This window comes from Rouxiella sp. Mn2063 (genome assembly GCF_049319665.1).
Classification (GTDB): domain Bacteria; phylum Pseudomonadota; class Gammaproteobacteria; order Enterobacterales; family Enterobacteriaceae; genus JBMOUD01.
Genome location: NZ_JBMOUD010000001.1, coordinates 282029 through 301254, shown reverse-complemented (window position 1 = coordinate 301254; position 19226 = coordinate 282029). Strand labels below are relative to the sequence as shown.

At 49.7% G+C, this 19226-nt stretch carries 17 protein-coding genes; 5 read left to right on the top strand and 12 right to left on the bottom strand.

The window, feature by feature from the left end; translation table 11 throughout:
- Window positions 1-11: 11 nt before the first annotated feature.
- Window positions 12-515: a GNAT family N-acetyltransferase gene (locus ACL9RG_RS01280; protein WP_422790750.1), complete on the bottom strand. Its 504-nt coding sequence runs from the start codon at window positions 513-515 to the stop codon at window positions 12-14.
- A gap of 398 nt (window positions 516-913) precedes the next feature.
- On the opposite strand from ACL9RG_RS01280, the gene ACL9RG_RS01275 reads away from it, so the two are divergent.
- Window positions 914-1396: a hypothetical protein gene (locus ACL9RG_RS01275; protein ID WP_422790749.1), complete on the top strand. Its 483-nt coding sequence runs from the start codon at window positions 914-916 to the stop codon at window positions 1394-1396.
- A gap of 195 nt (window positions 1397-1591) precedes the next feature.
- Here ACL9RG_RS01275 and ACL9RG_RS01270 read toward each other — a convergent pair whose 3' ends face one another.
- The 11 genes from ACL9RG_RS01270 to ACL9RG_RS01220 form a co-directional block, all read right to left on the bottom strand.
- The gene (locus tag ACL9RG_RS01270; protein ID WP_422790748.1) at window positions 1592-1969 is read right to left on the bottom strand and encodes a PaaI family thioesterase; all 378 of its coding nucleotides are present in this window, start codon (window positions 1967-1969) and stop codon (window positions 1592-1594) included.
- A gap of 75 nt (window positions 1970-2044) precedes the next feature.
- Window positions 2045-3730, bottom strand: coding sequence for an electron transfer flavoprotein-ubiquinone oxidoreductase (locus tag ACL9RG_RS01265; protein WP_422790747.1), 1686 nt, complete (start codon window positions 3728-3730; stop codon window positions 2045-2047).
- Window positions 3731-3795: 65 nt separating this feature from the next.
- Window positions 3796-4746 carry an electron transfer flavoprotein subunit alpha/FixB family protein gene (locus tag ACL9RG_RS01260; protein ID WP_422790746.1) on the bottom strand — a complete coding sequence of 317 codons (951 nt, stop codon included), beginning with the start codon at window positions 4744-4746 and terminating at the stop codon, window positions 3796-3798.
- Window positions 4747-4757: 11 nt separating this feature from the next.
- Window positions 4758-5507: an electron transfer flavoprotein subunit beta/FixA family protein gene (locus ACL9RG_RS01255; RefSeq protein ID WP_422790745.1), complete on the bottom strand. Its 750-nt coding sequence runs from the start codon at window positions 5505-5507 to the stop codon at window positions 4758-4760.
- Between the two features lie 58 nt (window positions 5508-5565).
- A complete protein-coding gene (locus ACL9RG_RS01250) occupies window positions 5566-7527 on the bottom strand; it encodes an AMP-binding protein (protein ID WP_422790744.1) in 1962 nt (653 codons plus the stop codon).
- The gene (locus ACL9RG_RS01245) at window positions 7524-8573 is read right to left on the bottom strand and encodes an NAD(P)H-dependent flavin oxidoreductase (protein ID WP_422790743.1); all 1050 of its coding nucleotides are present in this window, start codon (window positions 8571-8573) and stop codon (window positions 7524-7526) included. Before ACL9RG_RS01245 ends, ACL9RG_RS01250 begins: the two co-directional genes overlap by 4 nt.
- 89 nt (window positions 8574-8662) lie before the next feature.
- Window positions 8663-9475 (bottom strand): oxepin-CoA hydrolase, alternative type, encoded by an 813-nt coding sequence (locus ACL9RG_RS01240; protein WP_422790742.1) that lies wholly within the window; start codon window positions 9473-9475, stop codon window positions 8663-8665.
- Window positions 9472-10614, bottom strand: coding sequence for an acyl-CoA dehydrogenase family protein (locus ACL9RG_RS01235; RefSeq protein ID WP_422790741.1), 1143 nt, complete (start codon window positions 10612-10614; stop codon window positions 9472-9474). Before ACL9RG_RS01235 ends, ACL9RG_RS01240 begins: the two co-directional genes overlap by 4 nt.
- 10 nt (window positions 10615-10624) lie before the next feature.
- Window positions 10625-11833: an acyl-CoA dehydrogenase family protein gene (locus ACL9RG_RS01230; RefSeq protein ID WP_422790740.1), complete on the bottom strand. Its 1209-nt coding sequence runs from the start codon at window positions 11831-11833 to the stop codon at window positions 10625-10627.
- 53 nt (window positions 11834-11886) lie between these two features.
- Complete coding sequence (locus ACL9RG_RS01225) at window positions 11887-13074, bottom strand: acetyl-CoA C-acyltransferase (protein WP_422790739.1); 1188 nt, start codon at window positions 13072-13074, stop codon at window positions 11887-11889.
- Window positions 13074-15209: a 3-hydroxyacyl-CoA dehydrogenase NAD-binding domain-containing protein gene (locus ACL9RG_RS01220; protein WP_422790738.1), complete on the bottom strand. Its 2136-nt coding sequence runs from the start codon at window positions 15207-15209 to the stop codon at window positions 13074-13076. The genes ACL9RG_RS01225 and ACL9RG_RS01220 overlap by 1 nt, the downstream gene beginning before the upstream one ends.
- Before the next feature lie 137 nt (window positions 15210-15346).
- Here ACL9RG_RS01220 and ACL9RG_RS01215 point away from each other — a divergent pair, with 137 nt between their 5' ends.
- The 4 genes from ACL9RG_RS01215 (at window position 15347) to ACL9RG_RS01200 (ending at window position 19216) form a co-directional block, all read left to right on the top strand.
- Window positions 15347-16261 carry a LysR family transcriptional regulator gene (locus tag ACL9RG_RS01215; RefSeq protein WP_422790737.1) on the top strand — a complete coding sequence of 305 codons (915 nt, stop codon included), beginning with the start codon at window positions 15347-15349 and terminating at the stop codon, window positions 16259-16261.
- A gap of 257 nt (window positions 16262-16518) precedes the next feature.
- The gene (locus ACL9RG_RS01210) at window positions 16519-17415 is read left to right on the top strand and encodes a SphA family protein (protein WP_422790736.1); all 897 of its coding nucleotides are present in this window, start codon (window positions 16519-16521) and stop codon (window positions 17413-17415) included.
- Window positions 17416-18019: 604 nt separating this feature from the next.
- Entirely contained in the window at window positions 18020-18442 is a 423-nt protein-coding gene (locus ACL9RG_RS01205) for a lysozyme inhibitor LprI family protein (RefSeq protein ID WP_422790735.1), read from the top strand.
- 249 nt (window positions 18443-18691) lie between these two features.
- On the top strand, window positions 18692-19216 hold the full coding sequence (locus ACL9RG_RS01200) for a type IV secretion protein Rhs (RefSeq protein ID WP_422790734.1): 525 nt from the start codon (window positions 18692-18694) through the stop codon (window positions 19214-19216).
- Window positions 19217-19226 lie beyond the last annotated feature (10 nt).

Below are 19226 nucleotides of genomic sequence, written 5' to 3'. Positions count from 1 at the left end.
TACCCGTCATTTTATGACTGTATTGGGAATACCTGATAATAAATAAAATGCATGGGTAAATCCCCATCGAGCATGACCTGTTCTTGATAGTGCCCATTGGTAAGTGAGTCGATAGCAGAACGCCAAAAATGTAGCGCGGCGCTGTTTTCTACCAGCACTCGTGTCTGCCACAATCCAGGCATTGTAGAAACCGCCAGCTCAAATGCACGTTTACCGACACCTTGGCCTTTAAATTTCCGTAAAACGAAAAACTGATCAATATCGTAGCGCTCTGAATTGTCTGGGTAGCGCCGCAACAGGCAAAAACCGGCCAGCTCCTCACCACAATAAATCAACCACGGCCAATGGTCGTCTCTCGACCAGTGAGGATCGAGCAACGCTGGATTAAAACTATATCGTCCCTCTGCGGTACATGGCCATTTACCATATTCTGCCAAATCATAAACATAATAAGGAAATAGGTTTTCAATGATATTACGGTATTTTTTGGCTGGAACGAGATGTATTTCTTCCATTGTATTACCTCAACTAAAGTAAATATTTAAAACAGCCCATGATTATGCCAGAAAACAAATAATTTTTGGTAAACCGCGAATCGAACCTCAGGCAGTGGTATTTCACCAGTAAGATATGACTGCCAAGCCAAGCGTAGTTCGACAAATAGTCAATTATGCCGCCGACCTACGTAATGGCGGTACCCCTTCAGCACAGTCTTTGAGGTCAGATACGAAAATAAGTATTACGATTTATTCGAATAAATAAATTAAAATTGGATGTTACACTCCAATTATGTATTCAATATTTAATTTTAACTGCCAAATCTTGCTCATATTACCTACTATGCCGACTCATAACGCATAACGGCGCTATATTTTTCCCTCATAGATCAAACGCAAGGATAGCGTATAACTTAATGAGAATAATCAGTTCAATGCAAGCTGTCATGCCTGACGGTAAACATACAATGGTCTATAGAATTCAAACGCCTGGCGGTTTTTACGTCATATATGTTGATGAAGTTGCAAATCCTGAGGATTCTCATATATCTCTCCCCAAAGGAATTTTGAATGGTATTAGACCAACACTACTCACTATCCAAGGAGGATGTTACGAAATAATCTTTGATCTCGAGAGAAATATTAATAATGGCACGCCATTTAAGAGGCCAAGAAATTCACACCAATATAATCTCAATATAATAATTGCACATATTATAAACAACCATTACACTGCTCACAAACCATACTGCTATACTTTTCTGGCTTATAACAAAATTTTAGCCAGGGCCTACAGACGGGCATTGTTAGATATTTTGACTCGCTATCCGAGCACTATAAAGAAAATTCACCTGAATTTTGATCCTGAAAGGAGGGGTTATGCGATTGAGCTCTACTAACAAACGACATAAGAAGCCACTCACGCTGGAAGAAGCCCTTATATTGAAAGCGCAGCGTATGAAAAAAATTCATGAACATTTCAAAAAGATAGGTAGCCATCAAGAATTCGAAATACTCGACATAAAAAATAAAGGTTCCTAAGGAACCTTATCGTCGCGATATCCTGCTAACACTATGATTCCACGGTCAACGCTTTACTCTCGGTAGAGTTTAAACGTGGCTACCCCTTTTGCTAATACCTGATTATTTTCGTCATAAACTTCTCCTTCACAAAAAGCCAGCGATCCGCCTGAACGTAATAAACGCCCTTTACAGGTTATTCGCCCTTTGGCGGGGCGAATAAAATGGATGCTCATATCCACCGTAGAGAGGCGAACAATATCGGAACCGGCGGGTTTTGCCGCCATTCCTAGCGCCTCATCCAATAAGGTCATTAACAGCCCACCGTGCCCCTGCCCTTTGCTATTGAGTAAGTGCGGCATGAGTTCCACCTCGACGCCATCGCGCGTCGGCATAGGCTGAATGTCGCAACGATCGGCAAAAGGCCCCAAACTGATGGTTTTCATATTCATTATTTCTCTCCGTCCTGAATAGAGTGAGTGGCTATCCTGCGAAGGTTCCCTGGTGTTAGTCCCTTCATAACATCTTCACATCCTGCTGTAATTCGGCCCGCCGCCACCTTCGGGCGGTATCCAAGTAATATTCTGTGTTGGATCTTTAATATCGCAGACTTTGCAGTGCAGGCAGTTTTGCGCGTTGATTTGCAGACTGGGACTGCCTTCGGTTTGCTCAACAAATTCATAGACACCGGCCGGGCAGTAGCGCGATTCGGGTCCGGCAAAAATGTTCAAATTAACCTGCGTCGGGATCAGCGGGTCAGTTAATCGCAAGTGGGCGGGTTGGTTTTCCTCATGGTTGGTATTACTGATAAACACCGAACTGAGACGATCAAAGGTTAAGATGCCGTCTGCTTTGGGATAGTCGATTTTTGTGCATTCGGCCGCCGGTTTCAGCGCCATATGATCCGGCAAACTATGATGCACGGTCCAAGGCGGTGCGTTGACCCGCAAACGCGGCAATAGCCACTGCTCGATGCCAGTCATCAGAGCACCGATGCCACGCCCTTTCTTAAACCACTGTTTGAAGTTTTTGGCCTGTTGCAATTCGCTATACAGCCAGCTTTGGCGAAAGGCCAGAGGGTAAGAAGATAGTAAATCTTGCTGACGTCCTTCTATGACGGCATCAAACGCCGCCTCAGCACATAGCATGCCACTTTTAATCGCGGCGTGGCTGCCTTTAATACGTGAAGCATTCAGATAACCGGCGTCACAACCTATCAATGCCCCGCCGGGGAATACCGTTTTCGGCAGGCTCAGTAATCCCCCGGCCGTAATAGCTCGCGCACCGTATTCCAGGCGCCGTCCCCCCTCAAACAGAGCACGAATTGAAGGATGGGTTTTAAAACGCTGAAACTCTTCGAAGGGGCTGAGCCACGGATTGGTGTAATCCAAGCCGACCACAAAACCAACGGCGACCTTGTTGTCGGCCAAATGATAAATAAAGGAGCCGCCGTAAGTATGGGCATCCAACGGCCAGCCTGAAGTATGGATAACCGAACCAGGCTGATGTTTTTCTGGCGTGACTTCCCACAGTTCTTTCAAGCCGATAGCATAACTCTGCGGGTCTTTTCCCTCATCCAGATGATAGTGTGCAATCAGCTGCTTGCCCAAATGCCCGCGTGCACCTTCAGCAAATAGCGTGTATTTAGCATGCAACTCCATGCCCAATTGAAAATGCTCGGTGGGTTCTCCATTTTTATCAATCCCCATATTCCCGGTGACTACGCCCCGCACTGCGCCTTGCGGATCATACAGTAGCTCCGCGCCAGAAAATCCAGAGAAGATATCCACACCGAGCTGTTCGGCCTGTGTTGCTAACCATTTGCAGACATCGCCCAGACTGACAATAAAGTTGCCATGATTTTTAAAACAGTCAGGCAATAAAAAGTTAGGCGTTTTTCTACTGCCGCGCGCGCTAAGGAACAAAAATTTATCGCCAGTCACGGACTGATGCAAAGGCGCACCCAAGCTTTGCCAATCGGGAAACAGTTCGGATAAGGCTCGCGGGTCCATAATCGCACCAGATAAAATATGTGCACCGGGTTCTGAGCCTTTATCCAATACACATACCGATAGCTCTTTCTGCTGTTGCCGTGCCAGCTGCGACAGCCGAATTGCTGCAGCCAGCCCCGCAGGCCCCGCGCCAACAATCACCACATCAAATTCCATTGATTCACGCGGGCCATATTTTTCCACCAATCTATCTGGCTTCATGTCTACCTCTCTGAACATATTCCGTGCCGTTTAGCTTTAACGTCCTGCTTATTAACGCCAGGCCATCACGGCAGCGCATCCAGCAGCTCTGGTATTGCCTCAAACAAATCGGCCACTAAGCCATAATCAGCAACGCCAAAGATTGGTGCATCGGGATCTTTATTAATGGCGACGATGACCTTCGAGTCTTTCATGCCCGCCAAATGCTGAATTGCCCCGCTGATCCCCACGGCGATATAGAGCGTTGGCGCAACGATTTTGCCGGTTTGACCGACTTGCAAGTCATTAGAAGCGTAGCCGGCATCGACCGCCGCCCGACTCGCCCCGAGCGCAGCTTGCAACTTATCGGCCAGCGGGGTTAATACCTGCTGGAATTGTTCGCTGGAACCGAGCCCGCGTCCGCCGGAGACAATCACCTGCGCCGATGCCAGTTCCGGGCGATCGTTTTTACTCAACGTACGCTCGATAAACTTCACCGGCTCTTTACCCAGCACCGCTGCGATAGGGACAATCTCCACTTGAGAATCGCGCTTATCAATTCCGTTGTACTCGGCGGCAGCAAACGCCGTCGTTCGCACCGTTAATATTTTGCAGGTATCGAGGCTTTGTACGGTGGTAATGATATTGCCGGCGTAAATCGGCCGGTCGAATGAGTCGGCTGAATGAATACGCACAACATCGGTGATCTGTGCCACATCGAGCTTAGCGGCTACCCGTGGCGCAATATTTTTGCCAAATGCCGTGGCCGGAAAGAGGATGTGGCTAAACTCTGCTGCAATAGATAACACCTGAGCGGCCATATGCTCAGCCAGCCCTGTTGCAAGCTTGGCATCATCGGCGTACAGCACCTTGCTGACGCCCCATATTTGACTAAGTTCATCCGCCACGCTGCTGGCCTGACTCCCGGCCACCAACACCGAAACCTGATCCGACAACTCTGCGGCGGCGGTGATCACAGGCAACGTTGTCGCCCTTAATGTGGCATTGTCATGTTCCGCAATAACCAGTACAGCCATGATGCTTCTCCTTAAATCACTTTTGCTTCATTTTTGAGTTTGTCGACCAGCGTCGCCACATCCGCCACCACAATGCCCGCTTTACGCGTTGGCGGTTCATTAAAGGCCAGCGTTTTGATTCGCGGGGTGACATCCACGCCCAATTGTTCTGGGGTCAACGTTTCCAGCGGTTTCTTTTTGGCTTTCATAATGTTGGGTAAGGTGACATAGCGAGGTTCGTTCAGGCGTAAATCGGTAGTAATAATGCCCGGCAGGGTAAAACTCAGCGTTTCCAGCCCACCGTCGATTTCACGGGTAACCGTTGCCTGCTCTGCCTCGATAGTTAACTTTGAAGCAAAGGTTGCTTGTGGCAGATCGGTTAATGCCGCCAACATTTGTCCGGTCTGATTACAATCGTCATCAATGGCCTGTTTGCCGAGGATCACCAGTTGCGGTTGTTCTTGTTTCATCACTGCTTGCAGCAGTTTTGCCACGGCTAATGGCTGCAACTCTGCGGACGTTTCCACCAAGATAGCGCGGTCTGCTCCCATCGCTAAGGCTGTACGCAGCGTTTGTTGGCATGGTGATGCGCCGCACGATACCACCAGGATGTCGCTGACGATCCCTTGCTCTTTCAGACGTATCGCTTCCTCTACGGCGATTTCGTCAAAAGGGTTAATACTCATTTTCGCGGCCGCAATATCTACCCCGCTTTTATCGGATTTCACTCGCACTTTGACGTTGAAATCCACCACATGTTTTACTGCAACTAGGGCTTTCATAGCCTTTTCTCCTTCAGCTCACCGACCAATCAACATCCAGATACCGCCGCTTTCGGCCTTACTGGATATCGATATGAAAAGGGATCCGCGCCAACTCGGTGCGAAAATGTTCGGATAGACCGTGTTCGGTATCCATGCCACCAACGGGGGCTAACGACACGCGTAAACTGCTCTCACTGATAAGCTCAACCCGCGGCGTATGTTTCGCGTCGAGGTGATATTCCTGGCACATTTTATTGATAAGCTCAGTGGCGCTGCGCTGGGCAGCCAGTGCACGCAATTGCGGTTTGTAGACTTTGCCAACGTTGGTCACCGGCATGCTATCGAGAATGGTTAACTGCTTCGGTTTCGCGGGGATTTCATCAACATACTGGCCGATAAATGCCAGCAGTTCCTCTTCGGTCGCCTCTTTGTCTGGGCGTAGTACAGCAAAGGCAACCGGCACCTCTCCGGCATAAGAGTCCGGCGCACCGACGGCGGCGCAAACCTGCACCGCTGGATGGCTTGCCAGCACATCTTCGATCACTTTTGGGTCGATATTATGACCGCTGCGAATAATCAAATCTTTGGCCCGACCGCTGATATGCAAGCGCGATACTTCATCAACAAAGCCGATATCGCCGGTGATCAACCAGCCTTCTTTGGTAAAGGCGCTCTCGGTGTCCTGCGGATTAAGGTAACCGGAAAAAAGATTGGGTGAGCTAAACAACACCATGCCCGCCTGCCCGGTTGGTAACACTTGCCCTGTGACCCTATTTTGCTTATCGAGCGCCACAATCTTTAAATGTGAATATGGCAAACGCAGCCCGACACAGCCAGCAGGCCCGCGCATCTCAGGCGGCGTAATAGTCGAAATCCCGGCCATTTCGGTCATACCTAAACTTTCACTTACCGGGATGCCAAAACGGTGGGTGAATTCATCCGCCAATTGCTGCGGTAAAGGCGCCGCGCCGGTACGACAAGCCCGGAGCGATGATATGTCAGCCCCATTAACCGGGATGTTCAGCAATGCAGCTAATACCGTGGGTACCGCAGATACGGTGGTGGCGCGATATTTCTCCACCAGCCGCCAGTAGTTGAATAGCACCTGACGATTGCGCAGCAGTCTGGTGGTTGGGATAACGGTTTCAACGCCAGAAGAAAGTGCAGAAAGTGATGCCGATAACGCACCGGCAACATGGAACAATGGATAACAGTTGATGGTGATTGAGCCGGGGCCAGATCCCATTAGTTGCACCGATGCCCAGGCACTAAATACTTGTGCGCCGTGGCTATGACGCGCAATTTTTGGGATACCGGTGGTGCCCCCCGTATGGAAATAAGCGGCAATATCTGAAGAGTGAAAGTGTCGTTCGCTGAGCAATCGACGACCGGGTTGCAACAACCGCTGACTATCAAATTCGATCACGTCATCAGCAGGCGCGGCGGCGGGAGGTTCAGTTTCAAACGCTGGCATCACGCGCAACAAATGCTGAAGCGTCGGCACCTGTTGGCGCAATTTAAGCGCTTTCGTCCAGAACTCAACATCGGCATTGGCGCCATAGGCAATCAGCGCTTTAACCTGCGCTACGTTCATCATCGCAGCAAGCTTCTCATCGCTAAATAGCGGGTTGAGCGGCAACACGATCCCTGCGGCTTCTGCGCCCCACAGTGCCAAATGGCACTCGATACAGTTGGGCAACAAAATGGCAATCACATCGTTTTCACGAATACCCAAGCTATAGAGCAGATTGGCGGTTTGAGTGATACCAGTAAATAACTCAGCATAAGAGCAACGAATCGGCGGTTGTTCAGGATCTGCGGTAACCAAAAACGTCAGCGCCGTGCTCTCGCCAAAGGCTCGCGCCGAATTTTGAAAAAGTTGATAGGTATTGGTTACGGCCAAGGCCTGCTCAAAGGGCGTCTGCTCCAGACGGCAAATATCCTGCTCACTTTTAATGGGGAATCGTTGAGAAAACGGAGCATTCATTGCGTATGTTGCGTTGTGCGAATCAGTAGACGTAAGCGAATGATCTGTCATAAGCCTTTCCTTATTGATGTCGTAAAGGATCCCGTCGATTGCCTCGGTTCACCTGCGATACGGTGCAATCGTTCCAGCGCTTGCAATAGCTCTTGTTCCAGGCGTGAGACAATACTGGCAACAGGTTCAATTCGGTCGACAAAGGCCAGCGACTGTCCGGCAGACAATAATCCTTGCGACCAGTCTCCTGTGGCATAAGCATTGCGGCCTATTTTCCCTGAGACTAACGGCAACAAATCCTCAATTCGCACCTCGGCCATGCTGGCTTCCAACGCCACCACGGCTTCGGAGGTTTGGTTTCGCAACACGCGCACGGTGTTACGAATCGACTGCATACACAACTGCGTATCGGTTGGCTGAGAGGCAATAAGCTGGCGCTTATAATCGGCATGCGCCCAAATCTCCTCGGCAACCAGAAAACGGGTGCCGATAACTACGCCCGATGCCCCCATGGCCAATGCCGCCGCAATTTGGCTACCTTCCCCCACGCCGCCGCCAATCAAATAAGGCAGTGTGATATGGGACTTAGCCCAGGCGGCCTGCACAAAGCTCCCTATCAGATCTAACCCCGGATGGCCGCCGCATTCGGCACCGACAATCGACACCGCATCCACCCCAAGCTCAGCGGCTTTAATAGCAAAACGCAGGTTGGGTACTTTATGCAGCACCTTGATGCCCGCCGAATGCAGCATCGGCAAATAAGCTTCAGGGCTGCGTCCTGAGGTTTCGACAAACCTCACCCCTTCTTCAGCAATCGCGGCAAACACCGCCTGTGTCTGTTCGCCCTCCACCAGCTTGGGCAGCATCGAGACGTTGACACCAAAACTGCCGCCCTGACAGAGTTCGCGGCAGCGGCGGATTTCAGCCCGCAAGGCCGGTAATTCAGGGAAACTAGCGGCGGTAATAAAGCCCATAACTCCCGCTCGGGAAGCGGCGGCAACATAATTTGCATCAGAGAGCCACATCAGGCCACCGGCAACAATGGGCAAGCGGATACCGAATAAATCGATAATTGGCGTGTTAAAAGACACAGACTCCATAGCCATAGATCCTTCTATACCGGTCATACTTGCAGGCCAGTGTTGAGGTAATCAGTCACGAATGCCCATCACCGCGGGCGACTTGCGCCGACGGGTTATTGATGGCCACCTCTGGCAGCACCACGTAATGCAACAAAATCAGCGGGCCGCTTCTCTAAAAAGGCGCTGATACCTTCGCGCGCTTCACTATCGCCTTGTGACTCGACCATACATTGCGCTTCTAAATCCAATTGCTGCATCAGCGTGTTGCCACTGCCAGCACGGCACAATTTTTTAATGCGCCCCATTGCCCGCCCTGGGCCTTGCGCTAACCAAGCGGCCAGCGTCATCGCTTGCATTTCTACCTGCCCGGCCTCGGCCAATCGGTTAGCAATACCTAGCTGTGCCAGACGCGGAGCGAAGATCCGCTCCCCGGTCAGACAGAGTTCGGTCGCTAATTGGCGTGGCATGGCGTCGGCTAAAAATCCGGTTACACCACCGTCTGGCGTTAACCCAACTTTGACGTAAGCCACGGAGAAATAGGCGTTATCGGCAATGACTAGCAGATCGCAGGCCAAAGCTAACGACACGCCAGCGCCCGCTGCACCGCCTTCTACGGCGGCGATCACCGGTTTTGAACAATCACGTAGCGCCCGGATCATTTGATGCAGTGTTTCAATGCCCGTACGTCGTTGCTGAAGGGTAAATTCATGGCTGTGCGCCAGACGTCGTAAATCACCGCCAGAACAGAAAAAGTTATCGGCACCCATCAGAACTATCGCGCCAATGTGCGGATCGGTCTGCGCTTGTGCCAATGCGGCGGTCAGCGCCGGAAAGAACTCAAAACTCATGGCATTACGCGCACTGGGATTGTTTATAGTCAGCACCAGCACCGCACCTTCGCGGCGCGTTAACAGGATGTCACTCATGACATCACCTCCCGACCAAGCGCCACATAACGCTCAAGATGATAATCCTCATCGCCTAATTGATGGTCGATGGTGACTAATCGTTTGGCGAGATGTGCCAGCGGCAGTTCCCAGGTCATACCGATACCGCCGTGCAACTGAATGCTCTCTTCAGAAACCAGAATACCGATGTGACCCACGGTATATTTCGCCGCTGAGAGCGCCTGTTCACGTACTCTGCCACTCTGTTGCAGCGCGGCAGCGGCGTTAATCACCGCAGATCGCGCTTGTTCTATTTCCATTAATACATCGGCCATCCGGTGCTGTAAGGCCTGAAAACTGCCAATAGGTACGCCAAACTGTTGGCGAATGCGCAGATATTCCAACGTCGCCTCTTTGGCTTCATCCATTGCCCCTACGCTTTCAGCACATAACGCCAGCACGCCGCGCCCTACCGCCTGTTCCAGCGTGGCATACCCCTTACCGGCGGGGCCAAGCAGCGTACTGTCATCAAGCAATACGCCGTTGAGGTTCAACTCAGCTGCCCGTCCACCGTCAATGGTTTGGTAGCCGCGCAAAGAAATCCCTGCACTATTGGCGGGCACCAGAAATAGCGAGATCCCCTGCTCTTGCTCCACACCGCCGGAACTGCGGGCGCTAATCAGGAAATAATCAGCGGCTTCGGCATCTCTCACCACGGCTTTCACACCGTCCAGTCGCCAGCGGCCGTTGTCCAACATTTGCGCCACGGTTTCGACATAGCTAAGCTCAAAACGCGATTCAGGTTCTTCGTGGGCAAACGCCACGATTTTGTGACCGGCGATCATCTCGGCAATCAGTTTGCGTTGGGATGGCGTACCCGCTTGGGCAATCGCACTGCCAGATATCAACGTAGAGAGGAAAGGTTCGACAACCAGCGCATGGCCTAATAATTCAAATATCAGCGTGATATCAAAACCTTCGCCGCCGTAGCCCCCATCCGCTTCGCTAAACAATGCGCCGATAACGCCAAGCTCAGCAAACTGTTGCCACTGCTCGCGGCTGAAGCCGGTGGGCGATGCAGCAATCGCATTGCGGGTTTCAAAGGCATATTGCTCTTTCAGATAACGGCGCAGCATATCCGCCAACATCTGGCGCTCTTCGCTATGGTCGAAATTCATCAGCATCTCCTCACAGGCCAAGAATCATCTTGCAGATGATGTTTTTCTGGATTTCATTTGAACCGCCAAAAATAGACAACTTACGGTTGTTGAAGTACTGGATCCCCACCGTCGCGGCACCTGCGGGGCCAACGGCTAAGTCACTATCGTTATTTGCCAAGGTTTGTGGCGGATTTTGTGGAATATAGGGTTGGGCATAAACGCCTTCAGCACGGCGAGCCAGCGCTGAAATCTCTTGGCGAATTTGGGTACCTTTGACTTTCAACATCGAGCTTTCCGCCCCCGGCGCACCGCCGTTAGCGACCGTTGAAATCACCCGCAGATTGGTAGTACGCATATTTTTTAGGGCGATCTCGACCCGCGCGACTCGGGCAGCAAACGCCGCATCGTCCAACAATGACTTGCCACGTTTGTAACGCTTGCTCGCCTGCTGTTTAAGCGCCATCAGCGCCGCGATAGCGTTGCCAACACCGGCAATATTGGTACGTTCGTAAGTCAGCAGGTATTTAGCGTAGGTCCAGCCCTTATTCTCTTCGCCTATCCGATTGGCAACCGGTACCCGCACATCGGTGAAGAACACCTCGTTAACTTCATGTGCGCCATCCAGAGTAATAATCGGTCGAACTTCAACGCCGGGACTGGACATATCAATCAGCAAGAAGCTGATCCCCTGCTGTTTTTTCACTTCAGAATTGGTACGTACCAGACAAAAAATCATGTTGGCAAAGTGGCCCAACGTGGTCCAGGTCTTCTGCCCGTTGACGATATATTCATCGCCATCACGTACTGCACGCGTGGTTAATCCGGCCAAATCTGAACCAGCACCGGGTTCGGAGTAGCCCTGACACCACCAGTCGGATCCGTCGAGGATACGTGGCAACCAATAGCGCTTTTGCTGCTCAGAACCGTATTTGATCATTACCGGCCCGAGCATGCTCAGGCCAAAGGGTACGATGCGTGGCGCATTAGCTGCGGCACATTCATTATCGAAAATAAACTGCTGCATCACGCTCCATCCGGCCCCACCCAGTTCTTGTGGCCAGTGGCTGGCAAGCCAGCCCTGTTTATTGAGTATCGCGTGCCAGGACTCCATATCCTGCTTACTCAACCGCAGCCCGTTTTTCACTTTATCAGCGAGGCTTGGCGGCAAGTTTGACGAGATAAAGCGGCGCACTTCCTGACGAAAGGCCTCTTCTTGCGGTGTGAAATCCAGATCCATGATCCACCTCATTACTGGTTAATTAGTCGATGTAAAACCGTGCGTATGACGCGCTATGAATAGACTTCAAATAAGCCTGCCGCGCCCATACCGCCGCCGATGCACATAGTAACTACCGCAAAACGTGCGCCACGCCGCCGCCCTTCGAGCAAAATATGTCCGGCCAGTCGCGCACCGGTGACGCCGAATGGATGACCGATAGAGATAGAACCGCCGTTAACATTGAGCCGCTCATGGGGAATACCCAAACGCTGCTGGCAATACAGCGCCTGTGAGGCAAAGGCTTCGTTAAGTTCCCACAGGTCAATGTCGCCGACTTTTAGCCCGTGCTGTGCCAGCAGTTTGGGCACCGCATAAACCGGCCCGATGCCCATTTCATCCGGCTCACATCCAGCCACTGCAAAGCCACGAAATGCACCTAAAGGTTGTAAGCCCAACTGCTGCGCGGCTTTGGCTTCCATCATCACGCAAGCCGAAGCGCCGTCGGACAGCTGTGAGGCATTGCCTGCGGTAACAAACTGATCGGGGCCGCGAACCGGCGGCAGTTTTGCCAGTCCTTCATAGGTAGTGCCGGGTCGGTTGCAGGTATCTGCATCCACCGTCACCTCGGCAGTACTGACGGCTTTTGTGGTTTTATCAACGATTTCCATGGTGGTGGTACACGCGATGATCTCATCGCGAAAATAGCCAGCCTGCTGTGCCGCTGCGGTTCGCCGCTGGCTTTCTGCCGAGAACTGATCTTGTGCTTCGCGGCTAATGTGGTAACGCGCAGCAACAATGTCGGCGGTTTCAATCATCGGCAAATAGAGTTCGGGTTTATGCTCCTGTAACCAGGGATCGGCTGTGCTGTTGGCATTTTCACGAGTGGTGATGCCGGAGATACTTTCTACTCCGCCGGCAACCACTGCCTGTGCGCCGTTCATCACGATATGCGAGGCGGCGTAAGCAATAGCTTGCAGGCCGGAGGCACAAAAACGGTTAACGGTGACGCCGGGAACGCTAATCGGCAGCCCGGCACGGACTGCGCTCTGGCGAGCAATATTGCGTCCGGTAGAACCTTCGGGATAACCACAGCCGAGCACTAAATCTTCAATGCTGTTGGGGTCAATACCTGCGCGCTCAACGGCGGCGCGAATAGCAAAGGCGGCTAATGTTGGCCCCGGCGTAATGTTGAACTCACCGCGATGTGATTTGGTCAGCGGCGTGCGTGCGGTAGAGACAATGACGGCTTCACGCATCATCAACTCCTCTTACTGGTAGGTGAATGTGCAGAAGAGGCGGAGCGGTTCAGGCTCTCGAAATCAGCCCCCTTCTCCACCAGAGAAACAAGCAGCGGCGAGGGCTGCCAAAATAGCGGTTCTTCTTTAGCAAACTCGTTAATATCGGCCAAAATCTTTGGCAGCCCGACAAGATCGGCATACTTCATTGGCCCGCCGCGAAAGCGCGGAAAACCGTAACCAGACAACAGCACCACATCGACATCCAAAGGCCGATTGGCGATGCCTTCTTGCACCACATTGGCCCCTTCATTAACCATTGCGGCCAGATAACGGCGCAAGATTTGCTCTTCGCTGAAGGTGCGCGGTTTAATCCCCGCCTTACGGCGTTCTTCACTGATGATCGCCAGCACATCGGGATCTTCTTCGCCTTTGCGCTTATCCTGGTTGTAGAGGTAATAGCCGTGTGAAGTTTTTTGCCCAAACCAGCCGCGTTCACACAACGCATCGGCAATACGCACATAGCGGCGTTTAGGGTCACGGGTGGCGGCATGAGATTTACGCGTTGCCCAACCGATATCGCCACCGGCAAGATCCGAGACTTGATAAGGTCCCATTGGATAACCGAAGTGGCGAACTGCCTGATCAATTTGATACGGCGATGCGCCGTCTTCCATCATGTAATCGGCGGCGGTGCGATACACGCCCAAGATACGATTACCGATAAAGCCATCGCAGACGCCCGCGCGAACCGGCTGTTTTTTGAGGCGTTTCGCCAACGCAAAACCGGTTGCCACCACCTCATCGCAGGTCTTCTCGCCGATGACTATCTCGAGTAATTTCATGATATTGGCGGGTGAGAAAAAATGCAGGCCAATGACATCCCCCGGGCGCGACGTCACGGCGGCAATCTGATTAATATTCAAATAGGAGGTATTGCTGGCTAATACCGCACCGGGTTTACACACGCGATCCAACTCGGCAAACAGCGCTTTTTTGACCGCGATCTCTTCAAACACGGCTTCGATCACTAGGTCAACCTGGGCTAATGCCGAATAGTCGGTCGCACCGGTAAGATGCGCCATGCGGGTGATTTTATCTCCGCCATTAAGCCGGCCTTTGGCAATCAGCATATCGTAGACTTTTTCAATGTTGGCTCGTCCACGCGCTAAAGCTTGTTCATCACGTTCCACCATCACCACGTTAAACCCGCCATCAAGCATCGAGATAGCGATACCGACGCCCATCGTGCCGCCGCCAACAATCCCTATCTGTTTAAGATCTCGTGGTTGGGCATTGTGTATTTGTGGCGGCTTAGCAGCTTCGCGCTCGGCAAAGAACGCGTGGGTTAAGCCTTTATGTTGCGGGCTATTGAGGCACTGGATAAAACATTCGCGCTCAATGCGCATCCCTTCTGCAAAAGGTTTTTCCAACGTCGCCTGGATCGCATCGATAATCTTCTCAGGAGAAAATAACCCGCGTGCGCTCCGGGCTACGCTGTCGCGGGCTTGTTGTAATGCGGCTTTATTGGCGGGCTTATCTGCCTGATACTTTGTTTCATCACAGGTTTTGCGCACCTTGCTGCCAGAGTGAATAATCTCTCGGGCAAACGTGATGCCTTGCGACAAGACGTCTTTATCGCTGTCCAGCAGTCTATCGATTAATCCTATCGATAGGGCTTCGGATGCCGGAACATGCCGCCCACTGAGGATCACATCCAGCGCGGCGCTAATCCCAATCAATCGCGGCATGCGCTGTGTTCCACCCCCGCCGGGTATTAACCCCAAATGCACTTCCGGCAAGCCCAGTTTGCTGGCAGGCATGGCAATACGGTAATGCGCCGCTAACGCCAGTTCCAGTCCGCCGCCTAGCGCAACGCCTTCGATCAACGCAACTACCGGCTTGCTAAAGGATTCCGCACGCTGGCACACCTCGGGCAGTGAAGGCGCTTTCGGCGGCAAACCAAATTCTTTGATATCCGCCCCCGCTGAGAATATGTGATTGCTGCCGCAGATCAGCACGGCCTGACAGGCCGGGTCCTTCTCCGCCTTATCCAGGCTATCGATAATATGACGACGCAGCGTTTGGCCTAACGCATTAACGGGGGGATTTGAGAGAGTAATGACAGTAATACTTTCATCTTTAATATCGGCGCTCATACTTGTCTCCATGACGTGTTTCCTGGTGGAAATTCCGGATGCAGTACGCTAAGTGACCGATTAATGACATGGACAAAATTTATTGACAATCACACAGCTGCTTTACATTGTGTTCAAAAAAACTTAACAATGTGCCTATGAACCTGAATTCCCTTACGCTCTTAGTGGAAATTATTGACGCCGGTAACCTGAGCCTGGCCGCACGAAAGCTCAAAATGTCCCGCGCCAACGTCAGCTACCACTTAAAACAACTCGAACAGTCCACCGGCGTGCAGCTGGTGCGGCGTACTACGCGCAAAATCGAAGCAACCGAAGTCGGCATGCGGCTGTACCAGCACGGGCGGCGCATTTTGGATGAGTTGCAGGCGGCGCAAGAAACGCTATTTGAGCTGGGGCAAGGTTTTCAGGGACGCGTACGTTTAAGCGTGCCGTCCGGTTTTGGCGAGTCGATCACCGCCGACTGGCTGATAGAGTTCAAACGGCTGTATCCCGATATCGTGCTGGAAATTACCTTCGAGAACCGTATTGAAGATTTGTTGGGGGATGAGATTGATATTGCCATCCGCGTGATGTCGGAGCCTCCGCAATCACTGGTGGCGCGCGAACTTGGCCCGGTGACCTTTTTTGTCTGCGCGGCTCGTAGTTACGTGGAACAACACGGCATGCCAAAACGGCTGGAACAGCTGCGCTCCGTGCCGGTTATCACCTCTGGCGTCGTTGGCCGGCAGTTGCGTTTAGCGGCATATCAAGGGGAAAAGCGCTATGAAGTGATGCTGGAACCAACCCTATTTTCCGAACATTTCCCCTTCCTACGGCGGGCGATATTAGCCGGTTTAGGCGTTGGCATTGTGCCGGATTACATTATCAAAGAAGACATCAAAACCGGCGAAGTGATCACCGCCTTTGACAATCTGCGCCTGAGTATTTTTGGCACCACCATGTTTATGCTTTATACCCCGAATCGCTACCAGACCCGCGCTTCTCGCACGTTGATTGATTTTATTCTTGAGCGCGCCCGTGCCGTACTGGCAACGCCGTCACCCAATAAGTGAATAGAGTTATTAAAATACGCACGTGCCAGTGCGGTTATTTGTTGATACTGACTTTTATTTTGCTATCTGCATGACATTTCACTAACAACAAAAACGCCATTTTAGATAAAACGAGATCTGCCGCGCAATTACCCGGCTAAAAAATAGTGCAGTCTATTTATCAGCACCCACACGAATGAGAATGACGTTGTCTTTCTCTGTATTTCATTTACAGAGAAATTGTCTGCTTATTTATATTTTTATAAAAAGAGGCAGCAATGAAAATAATAAAAACTCTTAGTCTATTAACTTATTTACTGGTTACCACTAAAGTTTACGCCACAGAAAGCGGTGCAGATAATATCGCTTCAGGCGCAGATACTTTCTTTGTCGTCACCCCCAACATTAACCAGGTGCCTGATAATACTTTCGCTTATAACTTATATTACGAGCATTACTACTCTTCGCATTTCGCGAATAAAAATATGAAGAAGTTTAACGTCAGCTCCAAGCTGTGGATGAGCCGATTCGATTATATCAGCGGCATCCGCGTATTTAATGCCCGGCTCGGTGCTTATGTGGTATTGCCCTACGTGGAGAAAAGAATCCACCTTGGCGGGCGCGGCAACAGCATCTCTAATTTCGGCGATTTAACCTTTGCACCTTTGCTAGTTTGGGGACCAACGCCGGCAATGAACACCGCGCTCTCGCTGGAGATCACCTCACCCACCGGAGCCTATAAAAAAGAACAACTCGCCAATAGCGGCAACGGATTTTTCACCATCAAGCCGCAGCTGGCGTTTACCTGGCTACCGACAGAAAAGTCAGAGCTATCAATGAAGGTTGATTACAATTTCAATCTCAAAAACCACAAAAGCAATTACACCTCAGGCCAAGTTTTCCATTTCGATTACTCAGCCAGCTACGAAGTGTATGACGGATTACATATCGGCGTTAACGGCTTTTATTTAATACAAACGACCGAAGATAAAAAAGACGGCCAGGTTTATATGAACGGATTTAAGGGCCGCTCAATCGGCTTCGGCCCCGCCATCCACTACGAACTCCCCAAACACATCACCGTACAGTTCCGTTTCTTAAAAGAGTTCAAAGTCCGCAACCGCCCGTCTGGGCATGAGATCTGGTTTAAGGTGGCGATGCCGATTGGGGTTTAATAACCCTTATCTTATTAATCCTTAAACAGCCGACGTTTTAAATACCATTTAATGCAAAAAACCCAACTCAGTGGTCGGGTTGTTGCAAGGTGCCTGTCATCATCCATCTGCGCATTAGGATTGACACCCGTTTGAGAATGATAGTTCTCACCACTGAGAAATGGCAAATAATCCATGTGTAATCCTAGGTATTTAAGACAATTCTTATTAGAGGATATTGGCATTTTGCTGGGGTGGCGAAAAACTAGAAGTGGTAACGATGCCGCTCTCGGCTGTGCCGGGCCAAAACAGATCATAATGCAGCCGCTTTGTGAACGTTTCATATCATGAAATGACTACATGGGGATGAGGTCGTGGTTATTGGATTTAGTCACGTGAATATGCGATATCATTTGCTATAACTCATCACTCATCGTTCTGATGAATGATACTCAAAATTAAATCATCTAAAAATCGATGAGTTAAATATAAAAAGTTAAAATAACTAGAGGTGGAAGCTTTAAGCATTAATTTTACACCCTCTTGATTTAAATCAACGTGCATACATTGAATTTACGTAATGGTATAAGCTAAAAATAAAACCAGAGACTCTTTAGGAAATAACATGAAAACAAAATACACTATATTACTATGTGCATTCTTTTTATTCAGCGCTAACGCCAAGAAAGACAATATTATTTACTTTAAGAATGAAACACTAGATAGCTGTTATAAAAAACCGATGTCACCGGCCGTACAAAACTGCATGATCTACTTATCCACTCAGAATAAAAATAGATATGAGGATGAATATAAAGAATTCATTCAAAAAGTCACTTCATCTAAAAATAATTTAGATAATTACAATGAATTCATCTCTTTAATCAAGAAAGCCAAAGAGAGTTGGGATATATACATTTCCAATGAATGCCTCGCAGAAGGTTTTATTAATGAAAAAAACTCTGTTGCTTTCTTCACTGATTATAATTCTTGCTTAGCAACGGCTTATGAAAAACGCATTAATTATTACAAAAATTATCAACTTTGAGTTTAGTGACGTTCATGAAGAATTACAGACAAACTCCAATGAGTTTTAGCTAACAAATAAACCATAGATTTCAAAATCTTAAAAATAATCACTATTCTTGTCTCGCCTAAAAAAGTCAATACATACTAATACTTTTCGATAATAGAACATTTTTATTTAAAATAAAAACCTAAAAAAACATATAACCCTATTGCTACAAATAATTATTTCCATATACTAAAATCAATAACCATACAAAGTGAGTGGATTATGAGAGCTAATAAAGAAGGTAGCCTTCGGCTATTAACACTTGGGGAAATTGACTTAGCTAAGTCGGTTTTTAAAAATTCCATACAATATAATAAGGTATGGATTCATCATGATAGTTACCTCCCATTTGGGCTGCAGAACAAGGCAACAGCGATGACGCCAAATGGAGAACTTTACTTTAGGGATTGGTATCGATATGATTTTTCTATAGAAAGTTCGGGGCTGCAACATTTATTCATTCACGAAATGACGCATGTGTGGCAACATGAAAAAGGAATGATGGTTAGGACTCGTGGTTTTTTTAGTGGGATGGTTAGTTACCGTTATAAATTAGATAATCGTGGACTATATGATTACCCTATGGAGCAACAAGCGCAGATAATAGCTGATCACTTCCTATTAGATAAATTCGGCTATGCTACCTGGATAGATGAGAGAGGTAAGAGAAATGTTTCCCTCGATGGTGATATAAAAGAAGAAATAATTAGCACCAAATATAAAAGCACACTTAAAGCATTTCCTTAGACGGTGTCAA